The organism is Klebsiella sp. 2680, from assembly GCF_900198535.1.
GTDB lineage: Bacteria > Pseudomonadota > Gammaproteobacteria > Enterobacterales > Enterobacteriaceae > Klebsiella > Klebsiella indica.
In genome coordinates this window covers 365,025-385,047 of sequence record NZ_FZNJ01000001.1, presented here as the reverse complement: position 1 = coordinate 385,047, position 20,023 = coordinate 365,025, and the positions used below count along the sequence as shown (strand labels likewise).

Here is a 20,023-nt window from a genome sequence, read left to right as displayed (position 1 = left end):
TGCAATAATAGCCTTTAATGCTAGCGTTGACGGGCGGTAGCGTCTACGTTCAAGTTGTCTGAAATCAAAAAATTACTGTTAATGGCTATTACTCCAAAAGGGGGGCCTCTCTTTTATTGATTACGCGCATCCTGTATGATGCCTGCAGACTAACCTTAGCAACGCTGGTACTACTCCCTCACAATGACCCTTTTAGCTCTTGGTATTAATCACAAAACAGCCCCGGTAGCGCTGCGAGAACGTGTAACGTTTTCGCCGGATACGCTCGATCAGGCGCTGGAGAGCTTACTGGCTCAACCCATGGTGCAGGGTGGGGTGGTGCTGTCGACCTGTAACCGTACGGAACTCTATCTCAGCGTTGAAGAGCAGGATAACCTCCAGCAAGCGCTTATTCGCTGGCTGTGCGATTACCATGGCTTAAACGAAGACGATCTGCGCAAAAGTCTCTACTGGCATCAGGACAACGATGCGGTCAGTCATCTGATGCGTGTCGCCAGCGGTCTTGATTCGCTGGTGCTGGGCGAACCGCAGATCCTCGGGCAGGTAAAAAAAGCCTTCGCTGATTCCAGCCGTGGGCATCTGAACGTCAGCGAACTGGAGCGTATGTTCCAGAAATCGTTCTCGGTGGCCAAACGCGTGCGTACCGAAACCGATATTGGCGCCAGCGCAGTCTCCGTGGCGTTTGCCGCCTGCACCCTGGCGCGACAAATCTTTGAATCACTCACAAGTGTTACCGTGTTGCTGGTTGGCGCCGGGGAAACCATTGAACTGGTGGCCCGCCATTTGCGCGAGCATAAGGTGCGTAAAATGGTGATTGCTAACCGCACTCGCGAGCGTGCTCAGGCGCTGGCTGATGAAGTCGGCGCCGAAGTGATCGCATTAAGCGATATTGATGAAAGGTTGAAAGACGCCGATATCATCATTAGTTCCACCGCCAGCCCGCTGCCGATCATCGGCAAGGGGATGATGGAGCGGGCGCTGAAGGCGCGCCGCAATCAGCCGATGTTGCTGGTGGATATTGCCGTGCCGCGTGATGTTGAACCGGAAGTCGGTAAACTGGCCAACGCCTATCTCTATAGCGTGGATGATTTGCAAAATATCATTCAGCATAACCTGGCCCAGCGTCAGGCTGCGGCGGTGCAGGCGGAAACCATTGTCGAGCAGGAAACCAGCGAATTTATGGCCTGGCTGCGCGCTCAGAGCGCCAGCGAGACGATTCGTGAATATCGCGCCCAGGCCGAGCAGGTTCGAGAGGAACTGACGGCAAAAGCGCTGGCGGCGCTGAGTCAGGGCGGCGATGCGCAGGAAATCATGCAGGATCTGGCGCGTAAGTTGACTAATCGCCTGATCCACTCGCCAACGAAATCTCTTCAGCAGGCTGCCCGTGACGGGGATGATGAACGCCTGCATATTCTGCGCAACAGCCTCGGGCTGGAATAGCGCACCTTATCTCTCTTTTTTCAGGACAGGGTGAATTCACGCCTATGAAGCCTTCTATTGTTGCCAAACTGGAAGCCCTTTACGAACGCCATGAGGAAGTTCAGGCGTTACTCGGCGATGCCTCGACCATTGCCGATCAGGATAAATTCCGCGCGCTGTCGCGGGAATATGCACAGCTCAGCGACGTCGCCCGCTGCTATACCAACTGGCGTCAGTTGCAGGATGATATTGACGCCGCGCAGCTGATGCTTGACGATCCGGAAATGCGCGAAATGGCGCAGGAAGAACTACGCGAAGCGAAAGAAAAAGGCGAGCAGATGGAACAGCAACTGCAGGTGCTGCTGTTGCCAAAAGATCCCGATGATGAACGTAACGCATTTGTGGAAGTCCGCGCCGGAACCGGCGGCGATGAAGCGGCGTTGTTCGCCGGCGATCTGTTCCGCATGTACAGCCGCTATGCGGAATCTCGCCGCTGGCGCGTCGAAATCATGAGCGCTAATGAAGGCGAACATGGCGGTTTTAAAGAAGTGATCGCCAAGATCAGCGGCGACGGCGTCTATGGGCGCCTGAAGTTCGAGTCTGGCGGCCATCGCGTGCAGCGTGTACCGGCCACCGAATCTCAGGGGCGTATCCATACTTCCGCCTGTACCGTGGCGGTGATGCCGGAGCTGCCGGAAGCGGAACTGCCGGATATCAGCCCGGCGGATCTGCGTATTGATACCTTCCGCTCTTCCGGGGCAGGCGGTCAGCACGTTAACACCACCGACTCGGCTATCCGTATTACCCACTTGCCGACCGGTATTGTCGTTGAGTGCCAGGATGAACGCTCCCAGCACAAAAACAAAGCTAAAGCACTATCGGTACTAGGGGCACGTATTCATGCCGCCGAAATGGCTAAACGTCAGCAGGCGGAAGCCTCTGAACGGCGTAACCTGCTGGGCAGTGGCGATCGCAGCGATCGTAACCGCACCTATAACTATCCGCAGGGGCGCGTTACCGATCACCGCATCAACCTGACGCTTTACCGGCTGGATGAGGCAATGGAAGGTAAGCTGGATATGCTGATTGAGCCGATCGTTCAGGAATATCAGGCCGACCAGCTGGCCGCGCTTTCCGAGCAGGAATGATGACTTTTCAGCAGTGGTTGATCCAGGCTATCGCTCGTCTTGGCCAAAGTGAAAGTCCGCGCCGGGATGCCGAAATTTTGCTCGGTCACGTGACCGGCAAAGCGCGGACCTGGATTCTCGCATTTGGAGAAACGGTTCTGACAGGGCAACAAGCGGCGGAACTTGAAACGCTGCTGAGCCGTCGCGAGCAGGGCGAGCCGGTAGCCCACCTGGTGGGGCAGCGCGAGTTCTGGTCGTTACCGCTGTTTGTTTCTCCCGCCACGCTGATCCCGCGTCCGGATACCGAATGCCTGGTTGAACAGGCGCTCGCGCGGCTACCGTCGACGCCGTGCCGAATCCTCGATTTAGGCACCGGCACCGGGGCTATCGCTCTGGCGCTGGCCAGCGAACGTCCGGATTGCGACGTCACCGCCGTTGACTTTATACCTGACGCGGTTGCCCTGGCCGCGCGCAATGCCGCTCATCTTGCGATTACCAATGTTAATGTGTTGCAGAGCAACTGGTTCAGCGCGCTCGAAGGCCAGCGGTTCGACATCATCGTCGGCAATCCGCCTTATATCGACGAAATCGATCCGCATCTTGAACAGGGTGATGTGCGTTTTGAACCGAAAACGGCGCTGGTCGCCGCCGATTCAGGTCTGGCCGATCTGGCGCATATCATCCGCGAAGGCCGCCGTTTCCTTGAGCACAACGGTGTTATGCTGCTGGAACATGGCTGGATGCAGGGGGAAGCGGTGCGCGGCATTTTCCGCGAGGCGGGATATCGTCATGTTGCTACCTGCCGTGATTATGGCGACAACGAGCGCCTGACGATCGGGCAATATCAGGGGACATATGAATCTGTTTAACACGGTACTGTATCTGCATATCGCCTGCGTGGTGGTATCGGTCAGCCTGTTCATCCTGCGCTACTGGTGGAGCTGGAGCGATAACCCTCTGCGCCACCAGCGCTGGGTACGCATTACACCGCACTGTAGCGATACGCTGCTGTTTCTCAGCGGCGCCGCGTTAATGGCAATAACGCACTATCTGCCGTTCACCGACGACGGGACATGGCTGACTGAGAAGCTGTTTGGCGTTATCATTTATATCGCATTGGGTTTTATCGCGCTGGGCCGTCGTCGTCCGCGCAGTCAGCAGAGCCGGTTTATCGCCTTTCTGCTGGCTCTGGTGGTGTTGTTTATCATTATTCAACTCGCCATCACAAGAATACCGTTATTGGGGTAAGTCATGAGGTCGTTAGCTGATTTCGAATTTAATAAAGCGCCGTTATGTGATGGCATGGTCCTCATTTCTGAATTAATCCGCGACGATTTTCCGACGCATTATGTACAGGATGAGCTGGAGCGGCTGCTGGCGCTGGCGCAGGAAGAGATCGCCACTTCATGGGATCACGAGCGCCAGATAGCGCGGCTGCTGGAGCTTTTCTATCACGACTGGGGATTCAGCGATTCACACGGCGTTTACCGGCTGTCCGATGCGCTGTGGCTGGATAAAGTGCTGAATAATCGCCAGGGGAGCGCGGTATCGTTAGGCGCCATTTTCCTCTGGATTGCTCAGCGTCTGTCGCTGCCGGTGGTGCCGGTGATTTTTCCGACGCAGATGCTGCTTCGCGCCGATCCTGAAGAGAGCCAGGAAATGTGGCTGGTTAACCCGTTTAATGGTGAAACTCTGGACGAACACACGCTGGAAGTGTGGCTGAAGGGGAATATCAGTCCGATCGCCGAGCTGTTTAACGAAGACCTTGATGAGGCCGACAACGCAGAAGTGATTCGTAAGCTGCTCGATACCCTGAAATCGGCGCTGATGGAAGAGCGGCAGATGGAACTGGCTTTACGGACCAGCGAAACCCTGCTGCAATTCAACCCGGAAGACCCGTATGAAATTCGCGATCGCGGGCTTATATACGCGCAACTGGATTGCGATCATGTGGCGTTGCAGGATCTTAATTATTTCGTTGAACAGTGTCCGGAAGATCCCATCAGCGAAATGATCCGTGCTCAGATCAACAACATTTCACATAAACAAATTACATTGCATTAGTCTGAAACCATTCCGGTTACTCCCTGATAAGGCAAATTTATGAAACAAAAAGTGGTTAGCATTGGTGATATCAACGTAGCAAATGACCTGCCATTCGTCCTGTTTGGTGGGATGAACGTGCTGGAATCCCGCGATCTCGCGATGCGTATCTGCGAACACTATGTCACGGTCACGCAGAAGCTGGGTATTCCGTACGTATTCAAAGCCTCTTTTGATAAAGCTAACCGTTCTTCCATTCACTCCTATCGCGGGCCGGGTCTGGAAGAAGGAATGAAGATTTTCCAGGAGCTGAAACAAACTTTCGGCGTGAAAATTATCACCGACGTTCATGAGGCCAGTCAGGCGCAGCCAGTGGCTGATGTGGTTGACGTTATTCAACTCCCCGCGTTCCTTGCTCGCCAGACTGACCTGGTGGAAGCGATGGCGAAAACTGGCGCGGTTATCAACGTGAAGAAGCCGCAGTTTGTCAGCCCGGGTCAGATGGGGAATATCGTTGATAAGTTCATTGAAGGCGGCAACGATAAAGTGATTCTTTGCGATCGTGGTTCGAACTTCGGTTACGACAATCTGGTTGTCGATATGCTGGGATTTGGGGTGATGAAAAAAGCCTCCAGCAACTCACCGGTTATCTTTGACGTCACTCACTCTCTGCAATGCCGTGATCCGTTTGGCGCCGCTTCCGGCGGCCGTCGCGCGCAGGTGGCTGAACTGGCGCGCGCGGGCATGGCGGTTGGCATCGCCGGGCTGTTTATTGAAGCGCATCCGGATCCGGAACACGCAAAATGCGACGGCCCGTCCGCGCTGCCGCTGGATAAACTGGAGCCGTTCCTCAAGCAGATGAAAGCCATCGACGATCTGGTTAAAAGCTTCCCTGAGCTGGACACCAGCAAGTAATTGCTTCTGAAATGCCAAAGCCTGCCCGTTGCAAAACCGGCAGGCTTTTTTATTCCCCGCCAGGCGGGGAACACTCAGGCAAAAATGGTCATCAGATAAGCGGCGAACAGCGCCAGATGCGCCGCGCCATTCAGTACATTGGTGCGTCCGGTGGAGAAGGAGATTTTGCACAGCACCAGCGAGGCGACCATCACCACCATTTCCGGCGCGCCCAGGCCAAAGCGCAATTCGTTGCCGGTGAGGAAGGCGATAAGCGTCACGACCGGAACCGTCAGGGAAATGGTCGCCAGCACCGAACCGAAAAACAGATTCATCGCTCTCTGTACCTGATTGTTAAGTACCGCTTTCAGCGCGCCCAGGCCTTCCGGGGAGAGAATCAGCAGAGCGACCAGAAAACCGGTGAAGGCGACGGGAGCATTCATGCTGGTTAGCAGCGTCTCCAGCGGAATTGCGTTCATTTTAGTAACGGCAATGACCGCAATCAGGTGGATCAGCAGCCAGACGGTATGCCACTGGCTGCTATGTGCCGAGGGTTTGCCGTGGTGCGGATCATCGTCGTCGCCGTCATCCTCATGTTCATAAACAAACAGACTCTGGTGCGTTTTGGTCTGAATCAGCAGGAACACGCCGTACATGGCGGCGGAAATCAGCGCGACCAACAGCGACTGTGCGGTGGTAAAGTTGGCCCCGGGCAGCGCCATCGGGAACACCAGCACGATAATCGCCAGCGGAAAGAGGGCGATCAAATACTGTTTGATGCCAAACAGATTCATATACTGGGTAGCGAATTTACTGCCGCCCAGCAACAATGAAAAACCGACCAGACCGCCGGTGACAATCATAATGATCGAATAAAGCGTATCGCGCATCAGCGTGGGCGCAGTGTCGCCGGTGGCCATTAATGCAGAAATGAGGCTGACCTCAAGAATGACCACGGAGAGGCTCAAAATTAATGAGCCATAGGGTTCACCCAGCCGGTGTGCCAGGACGTCGGCGTGGCGCACGACGCTAAATGCGCTACTCAAAATCCCGATCAGCGCCAGGATATTAATGGCAATGGCGACTGGCAGTGACGGGTTGCTTCCCCAGAAAAACAGCACTGCCAGCGCCAGAAGCGGAAAAACGAGGGAAGTCTCCTTGTGGCGGGTTTTTACCGCCTCATGTGCGTCGGTCATGAACCATCTCCAGGTGTGCAGGTGTTAGAATTATAGATACCGTAACTGCATAAAATAACAGACATTGATGGAGATAATTTACTTTTTTACTTAAATTTACCCCTCTTGCCCAATAAGCAGCGTAAATCGCCATAAAATGGGGTTAGTAATTTTTTGTATTTATTATTCAGATAATTACTAAAATGTTTTTCGCATTTATCCATCCGCTTGCCAGACATAAAACCCTGTTCCAGACTGTATGTTCAGCCGTATTCTGGAGGTCAATATGCCCTATAGCTGCAAGCGTGAATTACCCGATAGCGTCCGGCACGTCCTGCCTGCGCATGCCCAGGAGATTTATAAAGAGGCTTTTAACAGCGCCTGGGAACAGTATAAGCATAAAGAAGAGCGACGAGATAACGCCAGTCGTGAAGAAACGGCGCACAAAGTCGCCTGGGCAGCGGTTAAAAATGCTTATCAAAAAGGCGATGATGATGATAAGTGGCATAAGAAAAAATAATCGCTTTGGCTACGTTATCTGCTGTCCCGGCCCTTGCCCGCGGGTCCTCCATTGCTTATTGTCAAATAAAGCCGGATAATAATTCGGCAATACTTCACGGATGGATCGGAGAATCGCGGGGAAGCGGGCAGTGGCGGAGGTAGTAGAAAGTGTTAACTCGTGATTTCTTGATCAATGCGGATTGTAAAACAGCGTTTGGCGCTATTGAGGAATCGCTTCTCTGGTCAGCAGAGCAACGAGCTGCGTCTTTGGCAGCAACGCTGGCCTGTCGTCCAGATGATGGCTCGGTGTGGATCTTTGGCTATGGCTCGCTGATGTGGAATCCGGCGCTGGAGTACCGTGAATCCTGTACCGGTACATTGCCGGGCTGGCATCGTGCGTTTTGTCTGCGGCTCACCGCCGGACGCGGTAGCGTGAATCAGCCGGGGCGCATGCTGGCGCTGAAAGAGGGCGGACGCACCACCGGCGTCGCTTACCGCCTGCCCGATGAAACCCTCGAAGAAGAACTGACGCTCCTGTGGAAGCGAGAGATGATCACCGGCTGCTATCTGCCGACCTGGTGTAAACTGGATCTTGATGATGGCCGCCAGGTTAATGCATTAGTCTTTATTATGGATCCGCGCCACCCGCTGTTTGAAGCGGATACCAGCGCGCAGGTGATCGCTCCGCTGATCGCGCGCGCCAGCGGTCCGCTTGGCACCAATGCGCAGTATCTGTTTGCGCTCGATCAGGAGCTGCGTAAACTCGGCATGTACGATGCGTGCCTCGACGATCTGGTCGGGAAGGTGCGTCATTTGCTGGGGGAAAACAGCCAGCCTGGGCTGGCTTGAGGATAAATCGCCCGGTTTGCCCCGGGCGAAGGTTATCAGGCGGGAACGTAGCTGATTGAGTGCTCCAGCGACTGGCTGTGGCTGTCGATGAGAACGTTCCAGGTGCCGCTGTACGGCACGGTCAGATACGCGCTATCTCTGTCCTGCACACTCAGAATATCCGCATGACTGTCGCCAGGCACTTTGGCGCTCATCAGATGAATATGGCAGCGCTCGGAGCAACGCACTACCAAAGTATCACCGCCAAACAACGTTAAACTTGCTTTTACCATTGCCATTTACTCTCAACCCCATTTCTGTCTACAGCGTCCTGCCAGCCCATTAACCCGCGTGATATTGTTCACACTTTGTTCTATGCATAACACCAAAGGGAAGGCGGGCTGATGCTGATTTTGATCAAAAAATGGAGTAACGATTAAACAAAAATGACATTGTGCCTGAAAGCTTTCAGCTGGCATTGTTTTCGATTAATAAACGCCGCCAGCCTGATATTAAATCCCGTTTAAAGGCCACTTTTTAGAAAGTCAAGACGTTATCCGCCGCCAGCGTCCACTGCGCCAGTTCCACAAGCGTACCAATCTCCACCCCCTCAATCAGCGGTAGCGCGCTGACTCCCCGGCCATCGGCGCAGGTTTTGCATAGCTTCACCGGTACGTTTTGCGCGGTAAGGATCTCCAGCATCTGCTGGATGTTATAGCCTTCCGTCGGCTTCTGACCGCGTAGCCCGGCCGTGACCGCATCTGACATTAAAAACAGCTTGAGCTCCAGGTCGGACTGCTGTTCGCGCAGGGCAATGGCCAGGCGCAGGCTATTAAACAGGGATTCGCTGCCGTAGGCGGCACCGTTAGCGATAATCACAATGCGTTGCATAAGGACTCCTTCTATAAGGCACGGTTATTGCTAGGTTGAAGTATAAAGCGTTAACCCGGGAGGGGGTATGAATAATACGGCTGGTGATGCGCCGGAGGCGATCGACTGGTGTGTGCGTGCGCGTCGACTACAGAAACAGCAACTGCATCAGTTGGCGGAACAGGGGGCACTGGCAAGTCAGATAAGCGCTCTGGTGCATATGTTACAGTGCGAGCGCGGCGCGTCAAATATCTGGTTGTGCTCCGATGGCCGACTTTATGCCGCAGAATGCCGGGCGGGCGCCGCCCTGGTTGATGAACAACTTATACTCTTTTATGCGGCGCTGGCGCCGGCCCGTCGCTCAGCCAGCAGCGCGTTATGCTGGCGTATCGCCGGCGCGGTGTGGCATCTCGCGCGGCTGACGGCGTTGCGCGAACGCGTGCGCGAGCGGGGGATGACCGCCGAGGAGGCGACAGAGCAGTTCAGCCGTATTATTCGCCATTTGCTGAATATCGTCCCGCAGCTTAATGAGAGCATTGACGATCCGCAAATTGCCGGGCGAATGGTGGCGCTCTACAGCTTTATGCAGGGCAAAGAACTGACCGGACAGGAGCGCGCGCTGGGCGCGCTGGGCTTTGCTCGCGGAGAGTTTAGCGATGATCTACGTCAGCAACTGGTGGATCGCATTGATGGTCAGCAGCCCTGTTTCGACAGTTTTCAGGTTTTAGCCAATCCGCCGCAAACCACCCTGTTTATTGAACAGTGTCAGGCCAGTCTGGAAATTGAGCAGCTACGGCGTATTGCCTGCACCCGTCAGCCTCCGGCGGATGACGGTGAAACAGCGCTGCGCTGGTTTAGCGCCCAGACGCAGCGCCTGGAACTGTTGCGTGGAGTGGAAGAACTGCTGATTGTCGATTTGCTTAACGCCACCGATGCTCTGCTCAATGGCGAAGAACAGGATATTCAGATCCCGCCCGCTGACTGGCTGGATAGTGAGATCGGCGACGCTCATCGACTGGATAAACAGCTTTTACCCCTGGTGCGCCAGCAGGCCCATGAGCTGCAACAGCTCTCCGCCCAGCTTGCCTCTCTGAAAGATGCGCTTGAAGAGCGCAAGCTGATTGAAAAAGCCAAAAGCGTACTGATGGCCCACCAGGGGATGCAGGAAGAGCAGGCCTGGCAGGCACTGCGTAAAATGGCGATGGATAAGAACCAACGCATGGTTGAGATCGCCCGCGCGCTGCTGACGGTGAAATCATTATGGCAGTTACCCCAAAAGGAGTAGATGCACAATCCGTGGGCATTTGCTGCCAGTCAACGGTGCAATTTTAGCGACCGCCGGACCATTGCGGCGGTGAAAACCGCGGAAAATAGCGCGGTGCGGATCTGGCATCAGGTTTGCATTATACAAAACGAGTGAATAAAGGTTTTGGGCAACGAGCCAATGGCGGTTCGTATGTCCATGGATAAAGGCGTCCTGCAGTGCGTAAGCACTGCCGGACGCTTTTTTTTTGCGTTTCTGGAGCAGGTATGGGCGAAAAATTTACGATTTCACGGCGGCGTTTATTACAGGCTGGTGCCGCGCTGGGCGGTGCGATGCTGCTGCCCGGCATGATGCAGACGGCATGGGCGGCAGGCTCGGATAAGCCGGAACAGACCACCGTGCGGGTGGGGTTTATTCCGTTGACCGACTGTGCCCCCATAGCCATTGCCTCCCTGAAAGGGTTCGATAAAAAGTACGGTATTACGCTCGTGCCGAGTAAAGAGGCCAGTTGGGCGGCGGTGCGCGACAAGCTGATCGCCGGCGAGCTTGATGCGGCGCACATTCTCTACGGCATGCTTTACGGCCTTGAACTGGGGATCGCCAGTAAACCGCAGTCGATGGCGAATCTGATGACCCTTAACCGCAACGGCCAGGGGATTAGCCTCTCCAGCGAGTTACAGGAGAAAGGAATAACCGACCTTAGCGGGCTGAAAAAAATGATCGGCCAGAGCGCGCCGGGCACCTACACCTTTGCCCATACCTTTCCCACCGGCACCCACGCGATGTGGCTCTACTACTGGCTGGCGAGCGGCGGAATTAATCCGTTTGAAGATGTACGCACCGTTGTGGTGCCACCGCCGCAAATGGTGATGAACATGCGCATCGGCAATATGAGCGGCTTCTGCGTTGGCGAGCCGTGGAACGCGCGCGCCATTAATGACCGCATCGGTTTCACCGCCGCCACATCCCAGGATATCTGGCCTGAACATCCGGAAAAAGTTCTCGGTACCCGCAGCGAATGGGTTGAACGTAACCCGAATAGTGCCCGCGCGCTGGTGGCCGCACTTATGGAGGCGCAGCGCTGGATCGCGGCCTCTGCGGATAACACCCGTGAAACGGCGCGCATTCTTGCCAGGCGCGCATGGCTGAATACCAAAGAACAGTATCTCACCGGACGAATGCTCGGCGAATACGACAACGGACTTGGCCGTCACTGGCAGGATGCGCACCCGATGCGCTTCTACGCCGGGGGAGAGGTGAGCTTCCCGTGGCTCTCGGACGGTATGTGGTTTTTAACCCAGTTCCGCCGGTGGGGAATGCTGAAATCAGCGCCGGATTATCAGGCGGTGGCCCGGCGCATTAACCGAATTGACGTCTGGAAAGAGGCGGCACAGGCGGTAGGCGGTATTAGCACGCCGACGCAGTTGCTGCGTAGCAGTACGTTACTGGACGGTAAGGTCTGGAACGGGATTGACCCTGAGGGCTACGCCCGCAGTTTCGCGATTCAATATAAGGGGGCATGAGATGAAACACGCATACAAAACGCAACCGCAGGCCAGCGCTGAAAAAGCGTCCGGTGAAGTGATCGCCATGCCGCCGGTACAGGTTCGCAAAACCACGCCGCCGGTGAGCCGCTGGCTGAGCGATATCTTCCAGCGTCTGCTGCCGCCGCTGCTGGGGCTAGGATTACTGCTGTTGGGATGGCAACTGGCGGCGATGAACAGCAAAGGTTTTCCCACGCCGCTCAGCACTCTCGATTCCGCGATGACCATTTTCGCCGACCCCTTTTATCGGGACGGACCGAACGATATGGGCATCGGCTGGAACGTCCTGGCATCGCTGCAGCGCGTGGCGGTCGGATTTGGTCTCGCCGCGCTGGCCGGTATTCCGCTGGGCTTCCTGATTGGTCGCTCACTATTCTTCGCCCGCATGTTTAACCCGTTGATTGCGCTGTTGCGTCCGGTGAGTCCGCTGGCCTGGCTGCCTATCGGTCTGCTGTTATTCCAGAAAGCGGAACCGGCTTCCAGCTGGACCATTTTTATCTGCTCCATCTGGCCGATGGTGATTAACACCGCCGAGGGCGTGCGGCGTATTCCCGAGGATTATCTCAACGTGGCCAGGGTACTGCAGCTTTCCGAATGGACGGTGATGCGCAAGATCCTCTTTCCGGCGGTTTTGCCCGCGGTGCTGACCGGCGTTCGCCTCTCTATCGGGATCGCCTGGCTGGTGATTGTCGCCGCCGAAATGCTCACCGGAGGCTTAGGAATCGGCTTCTGGATCTGGAACGAATGGAACAACCTCAACGTAGAAAACATCATCATCGCCATCATCATTATCGGCGTGGTCGGATTACTGCTGGAGCAGGGGCTGATGTTGCTCGCCCGGCGTTTCAGCTGGCAGGAAAAATAAGGAGTCGCAGATGAAACCATTAATTCAGGTCCAGGCCGTCAGCCAGCGTTTCAATACCGCCAGTGGCGAATTTCTGGCGTTGCAAAACGTCTCTTTCGATATCTATGAAGGGGAGACCATCAGCCTGATAGGTCATTCCGGCTGCGGTAAATCAACCCTGCTGAATCTGATTGCCGGTATTACCCACCCGACGGAGGGCGGCTTGTTATGTGATAACCGCGAAATTGCCGGACCGGGGCCGGAACGCGCGGTGGTGTTCCAGAACCACTCGTTGCTGCCGTGGCTGACCTGTTTCGACAATGTCGCGCTGGCGGTAGACCAGGTATTCCGTCACAGCATGAACAAAGCCGAGCGCAGGGAGTGGATTGCGCACAACCTTGAGCGTGTGCAGATGGGACATGCGCTGCACAAACGGCCGGGTGAAGTCTCCGGTGGGATGAAGCAGCGCGTCGGCATCGCCCGCGCGCTGGCGATGAAACCGAAGGTATTGCTGCTGGATGAACCCTTTGGCGCGCTCGATGCCCTGACGCGGGCGCATTTGCAGGATGCGGTCATGCAGATTCAACAGTCGCTCAATACCACCATCGTGATGATTACTCATGATGTTGACGAAGCGGTGCTGCTTTCCGATCGGGTGCTGATGATGACTAATGGTCCGGCGGCGACGGTGGGCGAGATCCTGGACGTCAATTTACCGCGCCCGCGTAATCGTGTTCAGCTGGCGGATGATAGCCGCTATCACCACCTGCGCCAGCAGATCCTGCATTTCCTCTATGAAAAACAGCCGAAAGCGGCATAAGGGGACGGTAATGACGCGGCGACTGGTGATTATCGGCAACGGCATGGCGGCGACCCGACTGGCGCAGGCGCTGGCGGAGCGCGATGCGCAGCGGTTTAGCATCACCATTATTGGCGATGAGCCGTGCCAGGCCTATAACCGCATTCAGCTGTCGCCGGTGCTTGGCGGCGAGAAAATGGCTATCCAGACTCGGCTGCTGCCTGATGAGTGGTATCGGCAGCATGGCGTAACGGTACGTAACGGCGAATCGGTAATCGCGGTCGATATTCACGCCCGCTCGCTACAAACCACCGGTGGTGAACTTTTCTGGGATGAACTGGTGTTCGCGACGGGATCGCTGCCGTTTACTCCGCCCTTGCCGGGTGTTGAGCTCCCGCATGTCTTTGCTTTCCGTACCCTGGCGGACGTCGAGGGCATTCTGGCTATCGATGGCCCGGCGGTAGTGATTGGCGGCGGCGTGCTTGGCGTGGAGGCCGCTGCGGCGCTGAGACGTCATGGTGACAATGTCACTTTACTCCATCGCGGACGCTGGCTGATGGAACAGCAAACGGATGCGTTTGCCGGTGAGCAATTGCAGATACAGCTCGCGGAGCGCGGAATTCACTGCGTGATGGAAAGCCGTATTGCGGCGATTAATGCACATCAGGTGTTGCTGGAGGATGGCCGGGCGTTTGCTGCTGCGCGGGTGGTGCTGGCAACCGGCGTCCAGCCGAATAAGCAACTGGCCGAACGCAGCGGCCTGGCCTGTGGCCGCGGCATTATCGTCAACCGTCAGTTGGCTACCGCCCTGCCGGGGATCAGCGCCATTGGCGAATGCTGCGAAATTGACGGTCAGACCTGGGGACTGGTGGCGCCGTGCCTGCGTCAGGCCGAGGTGCTCGCCGAACGTTTATGCGGCGCTCCCGGCGAGGATTTCAGCTGGCAGGATAGCGGCACGCGGCTGAAAGTCACCGGTATTGAGCTGTTCAGCGCCGGCGATCTGCGGGCGGATGAACAGGATGAAATTTGCACCAGCTGGGACCCGCTGGATCGCCACTACCGTCGCCTGTTGCTGCGTGACGGCAAGCTGCGCGGCGTCCTGTTGCTGGGCGATTGCGCCAGCGCCGCGCCGCTCACCTCTCTGCTGGGGGAATACTCTTCCGCGCCGGCAGAGTGGCTCTTCAATCCATCTTCAACGATGCAGCCGCGTGCTGCGGGGCAAACGACAATGACAAAACCTGTTTTAGCGCTGGTCGGACACGGCATGGTCGGCCACCACTTTCTTGAGCAATGCGTCAGCCGTAACCTTCATCAACAATACCGGATTGTGGTGTTCTGCGAAGAGCGCTATGCCGCTTATGACCGGGTCCATCTCTCGGAATACTTTAGCGGACGCAGCGCGGAATCACTGTCGCTGGTCGAAGGCGATTTTTTTACCCGGCACGGCATTGAGCTGCGTCTGGGCGAGGCGGTCGCCAGTATTGACCGCGAGGCGCACGTTGTGCGCGATGTGTCTGGCCACGAAACGCACTGGGATAAGCTGGTGCTGGCGACGGGTTCTTATCCGTTTGTTCCGCCGGTGCCGGGTAATAATCTTGCTGGCTGCTTTGTCTACCGCACGCTTGACGATCTCGACCAGATCGCCGCTCGCGCCGCGCATTCTCGCCGCGGGGTGGTCATCGGCGGGGGGCTGCTTGGGCTGGAAGCGGCCAACGCGCTGAAGCAACTGGGGCTGGAAACCCATGTTGTCGAGTTTGCCCCGAATCTGATGGCGGTACAACTGGATAACGGCGGCGCGGCGATGCTACGCGAGAAGATTGGCGATCTGGGCGTTGGGGTACATACCAGCAAGGCGACGACGGAAATTGTCGAGAATGAGCATGGGTTGCAGTTGAACTTTGCCGATGGCGGCTCGTTAGTGACCGATATGGTGGTGTTCTCTGCCGGTATTCGCCCGCAGGATGCGCTGGCCCGCAACAGCGATCTGAAGACGGGCGAGCGCGGCGGGATTTGCATCGACAATCAGTGTCGCACCTCCGACCCGGCTGTGCTGGCGATTGGCGAATGTGCCCTGTGGGAGAACAAAATCTATGGCCTGGTGGCCCCCGGCTATCAGATGGCACGTACCGCGGCGGCAGTGCTGGCAGGTGAAGAGGCCAGCTTCACCGGGGCTGACATGAGCACTAAACTGAAGCTGCTGGGCGTCGATGTCGCTTCTTTTGGCGATGCCCACGGGCGCACACCGGGCTGCCAGAGCTACCAGTGGTCCCACGGACCGGAGCAGATCTACAAAAAAATTGTTGTCAGCCAGGAGGGGAAAACGCTGCTTGGCGGCGTGCTGGTCGGCGATGCCAGCGACTATTCCACGCTGCTACAGATGATGCTTAACGGTATGGCATTGCCCGCACGCCCGGAAAGCTTAATCCTTCCGGCGCTGGAGGGCAGCGCGGCAAAAGCGCTCGGCGTGGCGGCGCTGCCGGACAGCGCGCAGATTTGTTCCTGTCACAACGTCAGCAAAGGCGATATCTGCCAGGCAGTGAGCAACGGCGCGAGCGATATGGCGGCGATAAAGCGCTGCACCAAAGCGGCGACCGGCTGCGGCGGCTGTAGCGCGCTGGTTAAACAAGTGATGGAGTATCAGCTTGCGGAGCAGGGTGTGGAAGTCAAAAAAGATATCTGCGAGCACTTCCCATGGTCACGCCAGGAAATCTACCACCTGGTGCGCGTCAACCATATCTGGACTTTCGACCAACTGATTGCCCGCTATGGTCAGGGGTACGGCTGTGAAATTTGTAAACCGCTGGTGGCCTCGGTGCTGGCCTCCTGCTGGAACGAATATCTGCTGAAACCAGCGCATCTGCCGCTTCAGGATACGAACGATCGCTACTTCGCCAATATCCAGAAAGATGGCACCTATTCGGTAGTGCCGCGCATGGCGGCGGGGGAAGTCACGCCGGATGGGTTGATTGCGATCGGGCAGATCGCCAAACGCTACCAGCTCTACAGTAAAGTGACCGGCGGTCAGCGTATCGATCTGTTCGGCGCGCGTCTGGAACAACTCCCGGCAATCTGGCGTGAACTGATGGAAGCGGGCTTTGAAACCGGCCACGCGTATGGTAAATCCCTGCGGACGGTGAAATCCTGCGTCGGCTCGACCTGGTGTCGCTATGGCGTACAGGATTCAACCGGTCTGGCGGTAACCCTTGAGCATCGCTACAAGGGCCTGCGCGCGCCGCACAAAATTAAAATGGCGGTCTCCGGCTGCACCCGAGAATGCGCGGAAGCCCAGGGGAAAGACATCGGCGTTATCGCCACTGAAAAGGGCTGGAACCTGTACGTTTGCGGTAATGGCGGGATGAAGCCGCGCCATGCCGACCTGTTCGCCAGCGACCTTGATGAACAGACGCTTATCCGCAGTATTGATCGCCTGCTGATGTTTTATATTCGCACTGCCGATCGTTTACAGCGCACCAGTACCTGGATGGATAATCTTGAAGGCGGAGTTGACTATCTGCGCGAGGTTATCCTCGACGACAGCCTCGGTATCGGCGAAGAGCTGGAGCAGGAGATGGCGCGGGTTGTGGAGAGCTACCAGTGCGAATGGCAAACCACCCTTAACGACCCGCAACGGCTGGCGCTGTTCCGTTCTTACGTCAATAGCGATGAGCCGGATGAAGCGGTGCAGCGGCAAACTCTGCGCGGTCAGCCGCAGTTAGCCCCTGTGACCGGACAAGGCGAACTGGCGTTGCCGTCTCGTCCCTGGCAGGCCATTTGCGATCTTGACGCCATTCCGCCGCAGGCGGGGATTGGCGCGCGGCTGGGTGAGCGACAGATTGCGCTGTTCCGTTTTGGCGATCAGGTTTACGCCCTTGATAACCGGGAGCCGGGCAGCGAGGCCAACGTGCTGTCGCGCGGCATTCTTGGTGACGCGGGCGGTGAACCGATTGTCATTTCGCCGCTGTATAAACAGCGTATTCGTCTGCGCGATGGCCGCCAGTGCGACGGCAGCGAGCAGACGGTCCGCGCCTGGCCGGTGAAAGTGGAGAACGGTAAGGTGTGGGTTGGCAACCAGCAGTTGCTGGTTCGCGCGGAGGCGTCCTGATGACAGAAACCCGGACGACGTGCCCCTACTGTGGCGTGGGCTGCGGGGTTATCGCCAGTCTGAATGAGGATGGCAAGGTGACCGTGCGCGGCGATGAGCTGCACCCGGCGAACCTGGGCCGGTTGTGCGTGAAGGGCGCAGCGCTGGGGGAAACCGTGGGCCTGGCGGGGAGGCTGCTGGCTCCTGAAGTGGACGGCGAACGGGTGTCCTGGCCGCAGGCGCTGGCGGCGGCCGGTTCGCGCCTGCGGGAGATAATCGACCAGTATGGCCCGCAGGCGGTGGCGTTCTATGCCTCCGGTCAGCTACTGACCGAGGACTACTACGCCGCGAATAAGCTGATGAAGGGATTCATCGGCGCGGCGAACATCGATACCAATTCGCGGCTGTGTATGTCTTCGGCGGTCACCGGTTATAAGCGTGCGCTGGGCGCTGATGTGGTGCCGTGCAGTTATGAAGATGTGGAAAACAGCGATCTGGTGGTGCTGGTGGGCTCGAACGCGGCCTGGGCCCATCCGGTACTTTATCAGCGGCTGGTACAGGCTAAACGCGATAATCCGCAGATGCGGGTAGTAGTGATTGACCCTCGGCGCACCGCCACCTGCGATATCGCTGATATTCATCTGGCGCTGGCGCCCGGCAGCGACGGGGGGCTGTTTGTCGGCCTGCTTAACGCCATTGCCGCCAGCGGTGATATTGCCGGCGATTTCAGCGATGCGCGGCAGGCGCTGAAAATTGCGCAGGCGTGGGATAGCGAAAAAGTGGCGCAGTTCTGCGGTCTGCCGCGACAGCAGATTGACGCTTTTTATCGCGAATTTATCGCCGCGCCGCGCGCCATCACGCTCTACACCATGGGCATTAATCAATCCGCCAGCGGCAGCGATAAATGCAATGCCATTATCAATGTTCACCTGGCAAGCGGGAAATATGGCCGTCCGGGCTGCGGACCATTTTCGCTGACCGGTCAACCCAATGCGATGGGGGGACGTGAGGTGGGCGGGATGGCGACGATGCTGGCGGCGCATATGAATTTTACAGCCGACGATTTACAGCGTCTGGCACGGTTCTGGGGCAGCGAAAGGCTGGCGCAAACGCCGGGGCTGACGGCGGTGGAGCTGTTCAGCGCTATTGGCCGCGGCGAGGTGAAAGCCGTGTGGATCATGGGCACCAATCCGGTGGTCTCTCTGCCGGACAGCCATGCGGTCAGCGAAGCGCTGGCGGCCTGTCCGCTGGTGATCGTCTCCGATGTGGTCGCCGGTACCGATACCGGACGGTTTGCCCATATCCGTTTTCCGGCGCTGGCGTGGGGGGAGAAAAACGGCACGGTGACCAACTCGGAGCGGCGGATCTCTCGCCAGCGCGCGTTCCTGTCACCGCCGGGAGAGGCAAGAGCCGACTGGTGGATCATTGCCCGCGTGGCGCAGGCGTTGGGCTTTGGCGCAGCCTTTGCCTGGCGGCATCCTCACGAGGTGTTCCGCGAACATGCGGCGCTCTCAGGTTTCGAAAATAACGGCCAGCGGGCATTTGATATTGGCGGGCTGGCGGATTTGAGCCGCGAGGCGTGGGACGATCTGGCACCGGTGCGCTGGCCGGTAAGCCGCAGTCCGGCGCAGTGGAGCCTGCATTCGGGCTGGCATCGCGACGGTAAACTGCGGATGGTGCCGGTCGCCCCGCAGCCAACCCGGGCGGCGCTCGACGCATTTTATCCGCTGATCCTCAATAGCGGGCGGATACGCGACCAGTGGCACACCATGACCCGTACCGGCGCGGTGCCGCGACTGATGCAGCATATTGCTGAACCGGTGGTGGAGGTCGCGCCGCCGGATGCGCAGCGCTATCACCTGCTGGAGGGCGAGCTGGCGCGGATCTGGTCACCGCATGGGGTGATGGTGGCCAAAGTGATTATCAGCGACGGGCAGCGTCCCGGATCGTTGTTTGTCCCGATGCACTGGAATAATCAATTTGCTCGCCAGGGACGGGTGAATAACCTGCAGTTTGCGGTTATCGACCCGTATTCCGGCCAACCGGAGAGCAAACAGGTCGCGGTCGCGATAGCCGCCTGGCTCCCGGCCTGGAAAGGGGAGCTTTTTTCTCGCCAGCCGGTTCCTCTGCCCGCATCAATACACTGGCGACGACGTGCCTTAGCGGGTATTACGCATCTGTCTCTGGCGGGGGATATCCACGCCCGTGAATGGCTTGTCGCCTGGTGCAGGCAGCAGGGATGGCAGATGCAGGTCGCCGAAGGCGGCAAGGTCTGGAATCTGCTGGCATGGCAAGAGGGCGAGCTGATGCTCGGCTGGTGGAGCGATGGGCATGAACCGTCCATCGACGCCGAATGGATTAGCGCCGCGTTTCGTACGCCGCCGCAAAATGCCGCCCAGCGTCATGCGTTATTGAGCGGCAGAAAGGGCGGGGATAGCGTGCCTCGCGGGCGTATTATTTGTAGCTGTTTTAGCGTCGGGGAACGGACGATAAATGAAGCTATCGCCGACGGCTGTCATACGCTTAACGGACTGGGCACCAAACTGAAATGTGGCACCAATTGCGGTTCCTGTATTCCGGAGCTGAAGACGTTGCTGGCGGAAAATCTGGCGCGAACGTGAGATGAGCGTGATG

General features: G+C 57.4%; 17 protein-coding genes. 14 read left to right on the top strand and 3 right to left on the bottom strand.

What is annotated here, in order from left to right:
- Positions 1–183: 183 nt before the first annotated feature.
- Genes hemA through kdsA form a run of 6 tightly spaced genes read left to right on the top strand, consistent with a single transcriptional unit; the run spans position 184 to position 5,504 of the window.
- On the top strand, positions 184–1,440 hold the full coding sequence (hemA, locus tag FN037_RS01965) for a glutamyl-tRNA reductase (protein WP_138360327.1): 1,257 nt from the start codon (positions 184–186) through the stop codon (positions 1,438–1,440).
- A gap of 44 nt (positions 1,441–1,484) precedes the next feature.
- Positions 1,485–2,567 carry a peptide chain release factor 1 gene (prfA, locus tag FN037_RS01960; protein WP_142501439.1) on the top strand — a complete coding sequence of 361 codons (1,083 nt, stop codon included), beginning with the start codon at positions 1,485–1,487 and terminating at the stop codon, positions 2,565–2,567.
- Positions 2,567–3,415 carry a peptide chain release factor N(5)-glutamine methyltransferase gene (gene prmC / locus FN037_RS01955; RefSeq protein ID WP_142501862.1) on the top strand — a complete coding sequence of 283 codons (849 nt, stop codon included), beginning with the start codon at positions 2,567–2,569 and terminating at the stop codon, positions 3,413–3,415. The genes prfA and prmC overlap by 1 nt, the downstream gene beginning before the upstream one ends.
- Entirely contained in the window at positions 3,402–3,794 is a 393-nt protein-coding gene (gene sirB2 / locus FN037_RS01950; protein ID WP_142501438.1) for an invasion regulator SirB2, read from the top strand. Before prmC ends, sirB2 begins: the two co-directional genes overlap by 14 nt.
- Before the next feature lie 3 nt (positions 3,795–3,797).
- On the top strand, positions 3,798–4,610 hold the full coding sequence (gene sirB1, locus FN037_RS01945; protein ID WP_142501437.1) for an invasion regulator SirB1: 813 nt from the start codon (positions 3,798–3,800) through the stop codon (positions 4,608–4,610).
- A gap of 39 nt (positions 4,611–4,649) precedes the next feature.
- The gene (gene kdsA / locus FN037_RS01940) at positions 4,650–5,504 is read left to right on the top strand and encodes a 3-deoxy-8-phosphooctulonate synthase (protein ID WP_138360331.1); all 855 of its coding nucleotides are present in this window, start codon (positions 4,650–4,652) and stop codon (positions 5,502–5,504) included.
- A 74-nt stretch (positions 5,505–5,578) separates the two neighbouring features.
- Here the strand turns inward: kdsA and chaA are convergent, their stop codons facing one another.
- Positions 5,579–6,679, bottom strand: a complete 1,101-nt coding sequence (gene chaA, locus FN037_RS01935; protein WP_142501436.1) for a sodium-potassium/proton antiporter ChaA — start codon at positions 6,677–6,679, stop codon at positions 5,579–5,581.
- Positions 6,680–6,944: 265 nt separating this feature from the next.
- Between chaA and chaB the strand changes: the two genes are divergently transcribed.
- Positions 6,945–7,178: a putative cation transport regulator ChaB gene (gene chaB / locus FN037_RS01930; protein ID WP_142501435.1), complete on the top strand. Its 234-nt coding sequence runs from the start codon at positions 6,945–6,947 to the stop codon at positions 7,176–7,178.
- Between the two features lie 149 nt (positions 7,179–7,327).
- Positions 7,328–8,008 (top strand): gamma-glutamylcyclotransferase, encoded by a 681-nt coding sequence (locus tag FN037_RS01925; RefSeq protein ID WP_138360334.1) that lies wholly within the window; start codon positions 7,328–7,330, stop codon positions 8,006–8,008.
- A gap of 35 nt (positions 8,009–8,043) precedes the next feature.
- On the opposite strand, the gene FN037_RS01920 is transcribed toward FN037_RS01925, so the two are convergent.
- The gene (locus tag FN037_RS01920; protein ID WP_002910387.1) at positions 8,044–8,286 is read right to left on the bottom strand and encodes a DUF1883 domain-containing protein; all 243 of its coding nucleotides are present in this window, start codon (positions 8,284–8,286) and stop codon (positions 8,044–8,046) included.
- Between the two features lie 238 nt (positions 8,287–8,524).
- Positions 8,525–8,878 (bottom strand): DsrE/DsrF/TusD sulfur relay family protein, encoded by a 354-nt coding sequence (locus FN037_RS01915; RefSeq protein ID WP_138360335.1) that lies wholly within the window; start codon positions 8,876–8,878, stop codon positions 8,525–8,527.
- Positions 8,879–8,945: 67 nt separating this feature from the next.
- Here FN037_RS01915 and nasR point away from each other — a divergent pair, with 67 nt between their 5' ends.
- The 6 genes from nasR to FN037_RS01885 all read left to right on the top strand — a co-directional run bounded on the left by nasR (position 8,946) and on the right by FN037_RS01885 (position 20,010).
- The gene (nasR, locus tag FN037_RS01910) at positions 8,946–10,142 is read left to right on the top strand and encodes a nitrate regulatory protein NasR (RefSeq protein WP_138360336.1); all 1,197 of its coding nucleotides are present in this window, start codon (positions 8,946–8,948) and stop codon (positions 10,140–10,142) included.
- Positions 10,143–10,387: 245 nt separating this feature from the next.
- Entirely contained in the window at positions 10,388–11,644 is a 1,257-nt protein-coding gene (locus FN037_RS01905) for a CmpA/NrtA family ABC transporter substrate-binding protein (RefSeq protein ID WP_138360337.1), read from the top strand.
- A 1-nt stretch (position 11,645) separates the two neighbouring features.
- Positions 11,646–12,530, top strand: a complete 885-nt coding sequence (gene ntrB, locus FN037_RS01900) for a nitrate ABC transporter permease (protein ID WP_138360338.1) — start codon at positions 11,646–11,648, stop codon at positions 12,528–12,530.
- A 10-nt stretch (positions 12,531–12,540) separates the two neighbouring features.
- A complete protein-coding gene (locus FN037_RS01895; protein WP_138360339.1) occupies positions 12,541–13,329 on the top strand; it encodes an ABC transporter ATP-binding protein in 789 nt (262 codons plus the stop codon).
- 10 nt (positions 13,330–13,339) lie between these two features.
- Positions 13,340–17,410, top strand: a complete 4,071-nt coding sequence (gene nirB, locus FN037_RS01890; RefSeq protein ID WP_142501434.1) for a nitrite reductase large subunit NirB — start codon at positions 13,340–13,342, stop codon at positions 17,408–17,410.
- On the top strand, positions 17,410–20,010 hold the full coding sequence (locus tag FN037_RS01885) for a nitrate reductase (protein WP_142501433.1): 2,601 nt from the start codon (positions 17,410–17,412) through the stop codon (positions 20,008–20,010). Before nirB ends, FN037_RS01885 begins: the two co-directional genes overlap by 1 nt.
- The last annotated feature ends 13 nt before the right edge of the window (positions 20,011–20,023 follow it).

Excerpts from the sequence above, each read along its gene's own strand:
- hemA (WP_138360327.1), top strand. The coding sequence starts at position 184 with ATGACCCTTTTAGCTCTTGGTATTAATCACAAAACAGCCCCGGTAGCG.
- prfA (WP_142501439.1), top strand. The coding sequence starts at position 1,485 with ATGAAGCCTTCTATTGTTGCCAAACTGGAAGCCCTTTACGAACGCCAT.
- prmC (WP_142501862.1), top strand. The coding sequence starts at position 2,567 with ATGACTTTTCAGCAGTGGTTGATCCAGGCTATCGCTCGTCTTGGCCAA.
- sirB2 (WP_142501438.1), top strand. The coding sequence starts at position 3,402 with ATGAATCTGTTTAACACGGTACTGTATCTGCATATCGCCTGCGTGGTG.
- sirB1 (WP_142501437.1), top strand. The coding sequence starts at position 3,798 with ATGAGGTCGTTAGCTGATTTCGAATTTAATAAAGCGCCGTTATGTGAT.
- kdsA (WP_138360331.1), top strand. The coding sequence starts at position 4,650 with ATGAAACAAAAAGTGGTTAGCATTGGTGATATCAACGTAGCAAATGAC.
- chaA (WP_142501436.1), bottom strand. The coding sequence starts at position 6,679 with ATGACCGACGCACATGAGGCGGTAAAAACCCGCCACAAGGAGACTTCC.
- chaB (WP_142501435.1), top strand. The coding sequence starts at position 6,945 with ATGCCCTATAGCTGCAAGCGTGAATTACCCGATAGCGTCCGGCACGTC.
- FN037_RS01920 (WP_002910387.1), bottom strand. The coding sequence starts at position 8,286 with ATGGCAATGGTAAAAGCAAGTTTAACGTTGTTTGGCGGTGATACTTTG.
- FN037_RS01915 (WP_138360335.1), bottom strand. The coding sequence starts at position 8,878 with ATGCAACGCATTGTGATTATCGCTAACGGTGCCGCCTACGGCAGCGAA.
- nasR (WP_138360336.1), top strand. The coding sequence starts at position 8,946 with ATGAATAATACGGCTGGTGATGCGCCGGAGGCGATCGACTGGTGTGTG.
- FN037_RS01905 (WP_138360337.1), top strand. The coding sequence starts at position 10,388 with ATGGGCGAAAAATTTACGATTTCACGGCGGCGTTTATTACAGGCTGGT.
- ntrB (WP_138360338.1), top strand. The coding sequence starts at position 11,646 with ATGAAACACGCATACAAAACGCAACCGCAGGCCAGCGCTGAAAAAGCG.
- FN037_RS01895 (WP_138360339.1), top strand. The coding sequence starts at position 12,541 with ATGAAACCATTAATTCAGGTCCAGGCCGTCAGCCAGCGTTTCAATACC.
- nirB (WP_142501434.1), top strand. The coding sequence starts at position 13,340 with ATGACGCGGCGACTGGTGATTATCGGCAACGGCATGGCGGCGACCCGA.
- FN037_RS01885 (WP_142501433.1), top strand. The coding sequence starts at position 17,410 with ATGACAGAAACCCGGACGACGTGCCCCTACTGTGGCGTGGGCTGCGGG.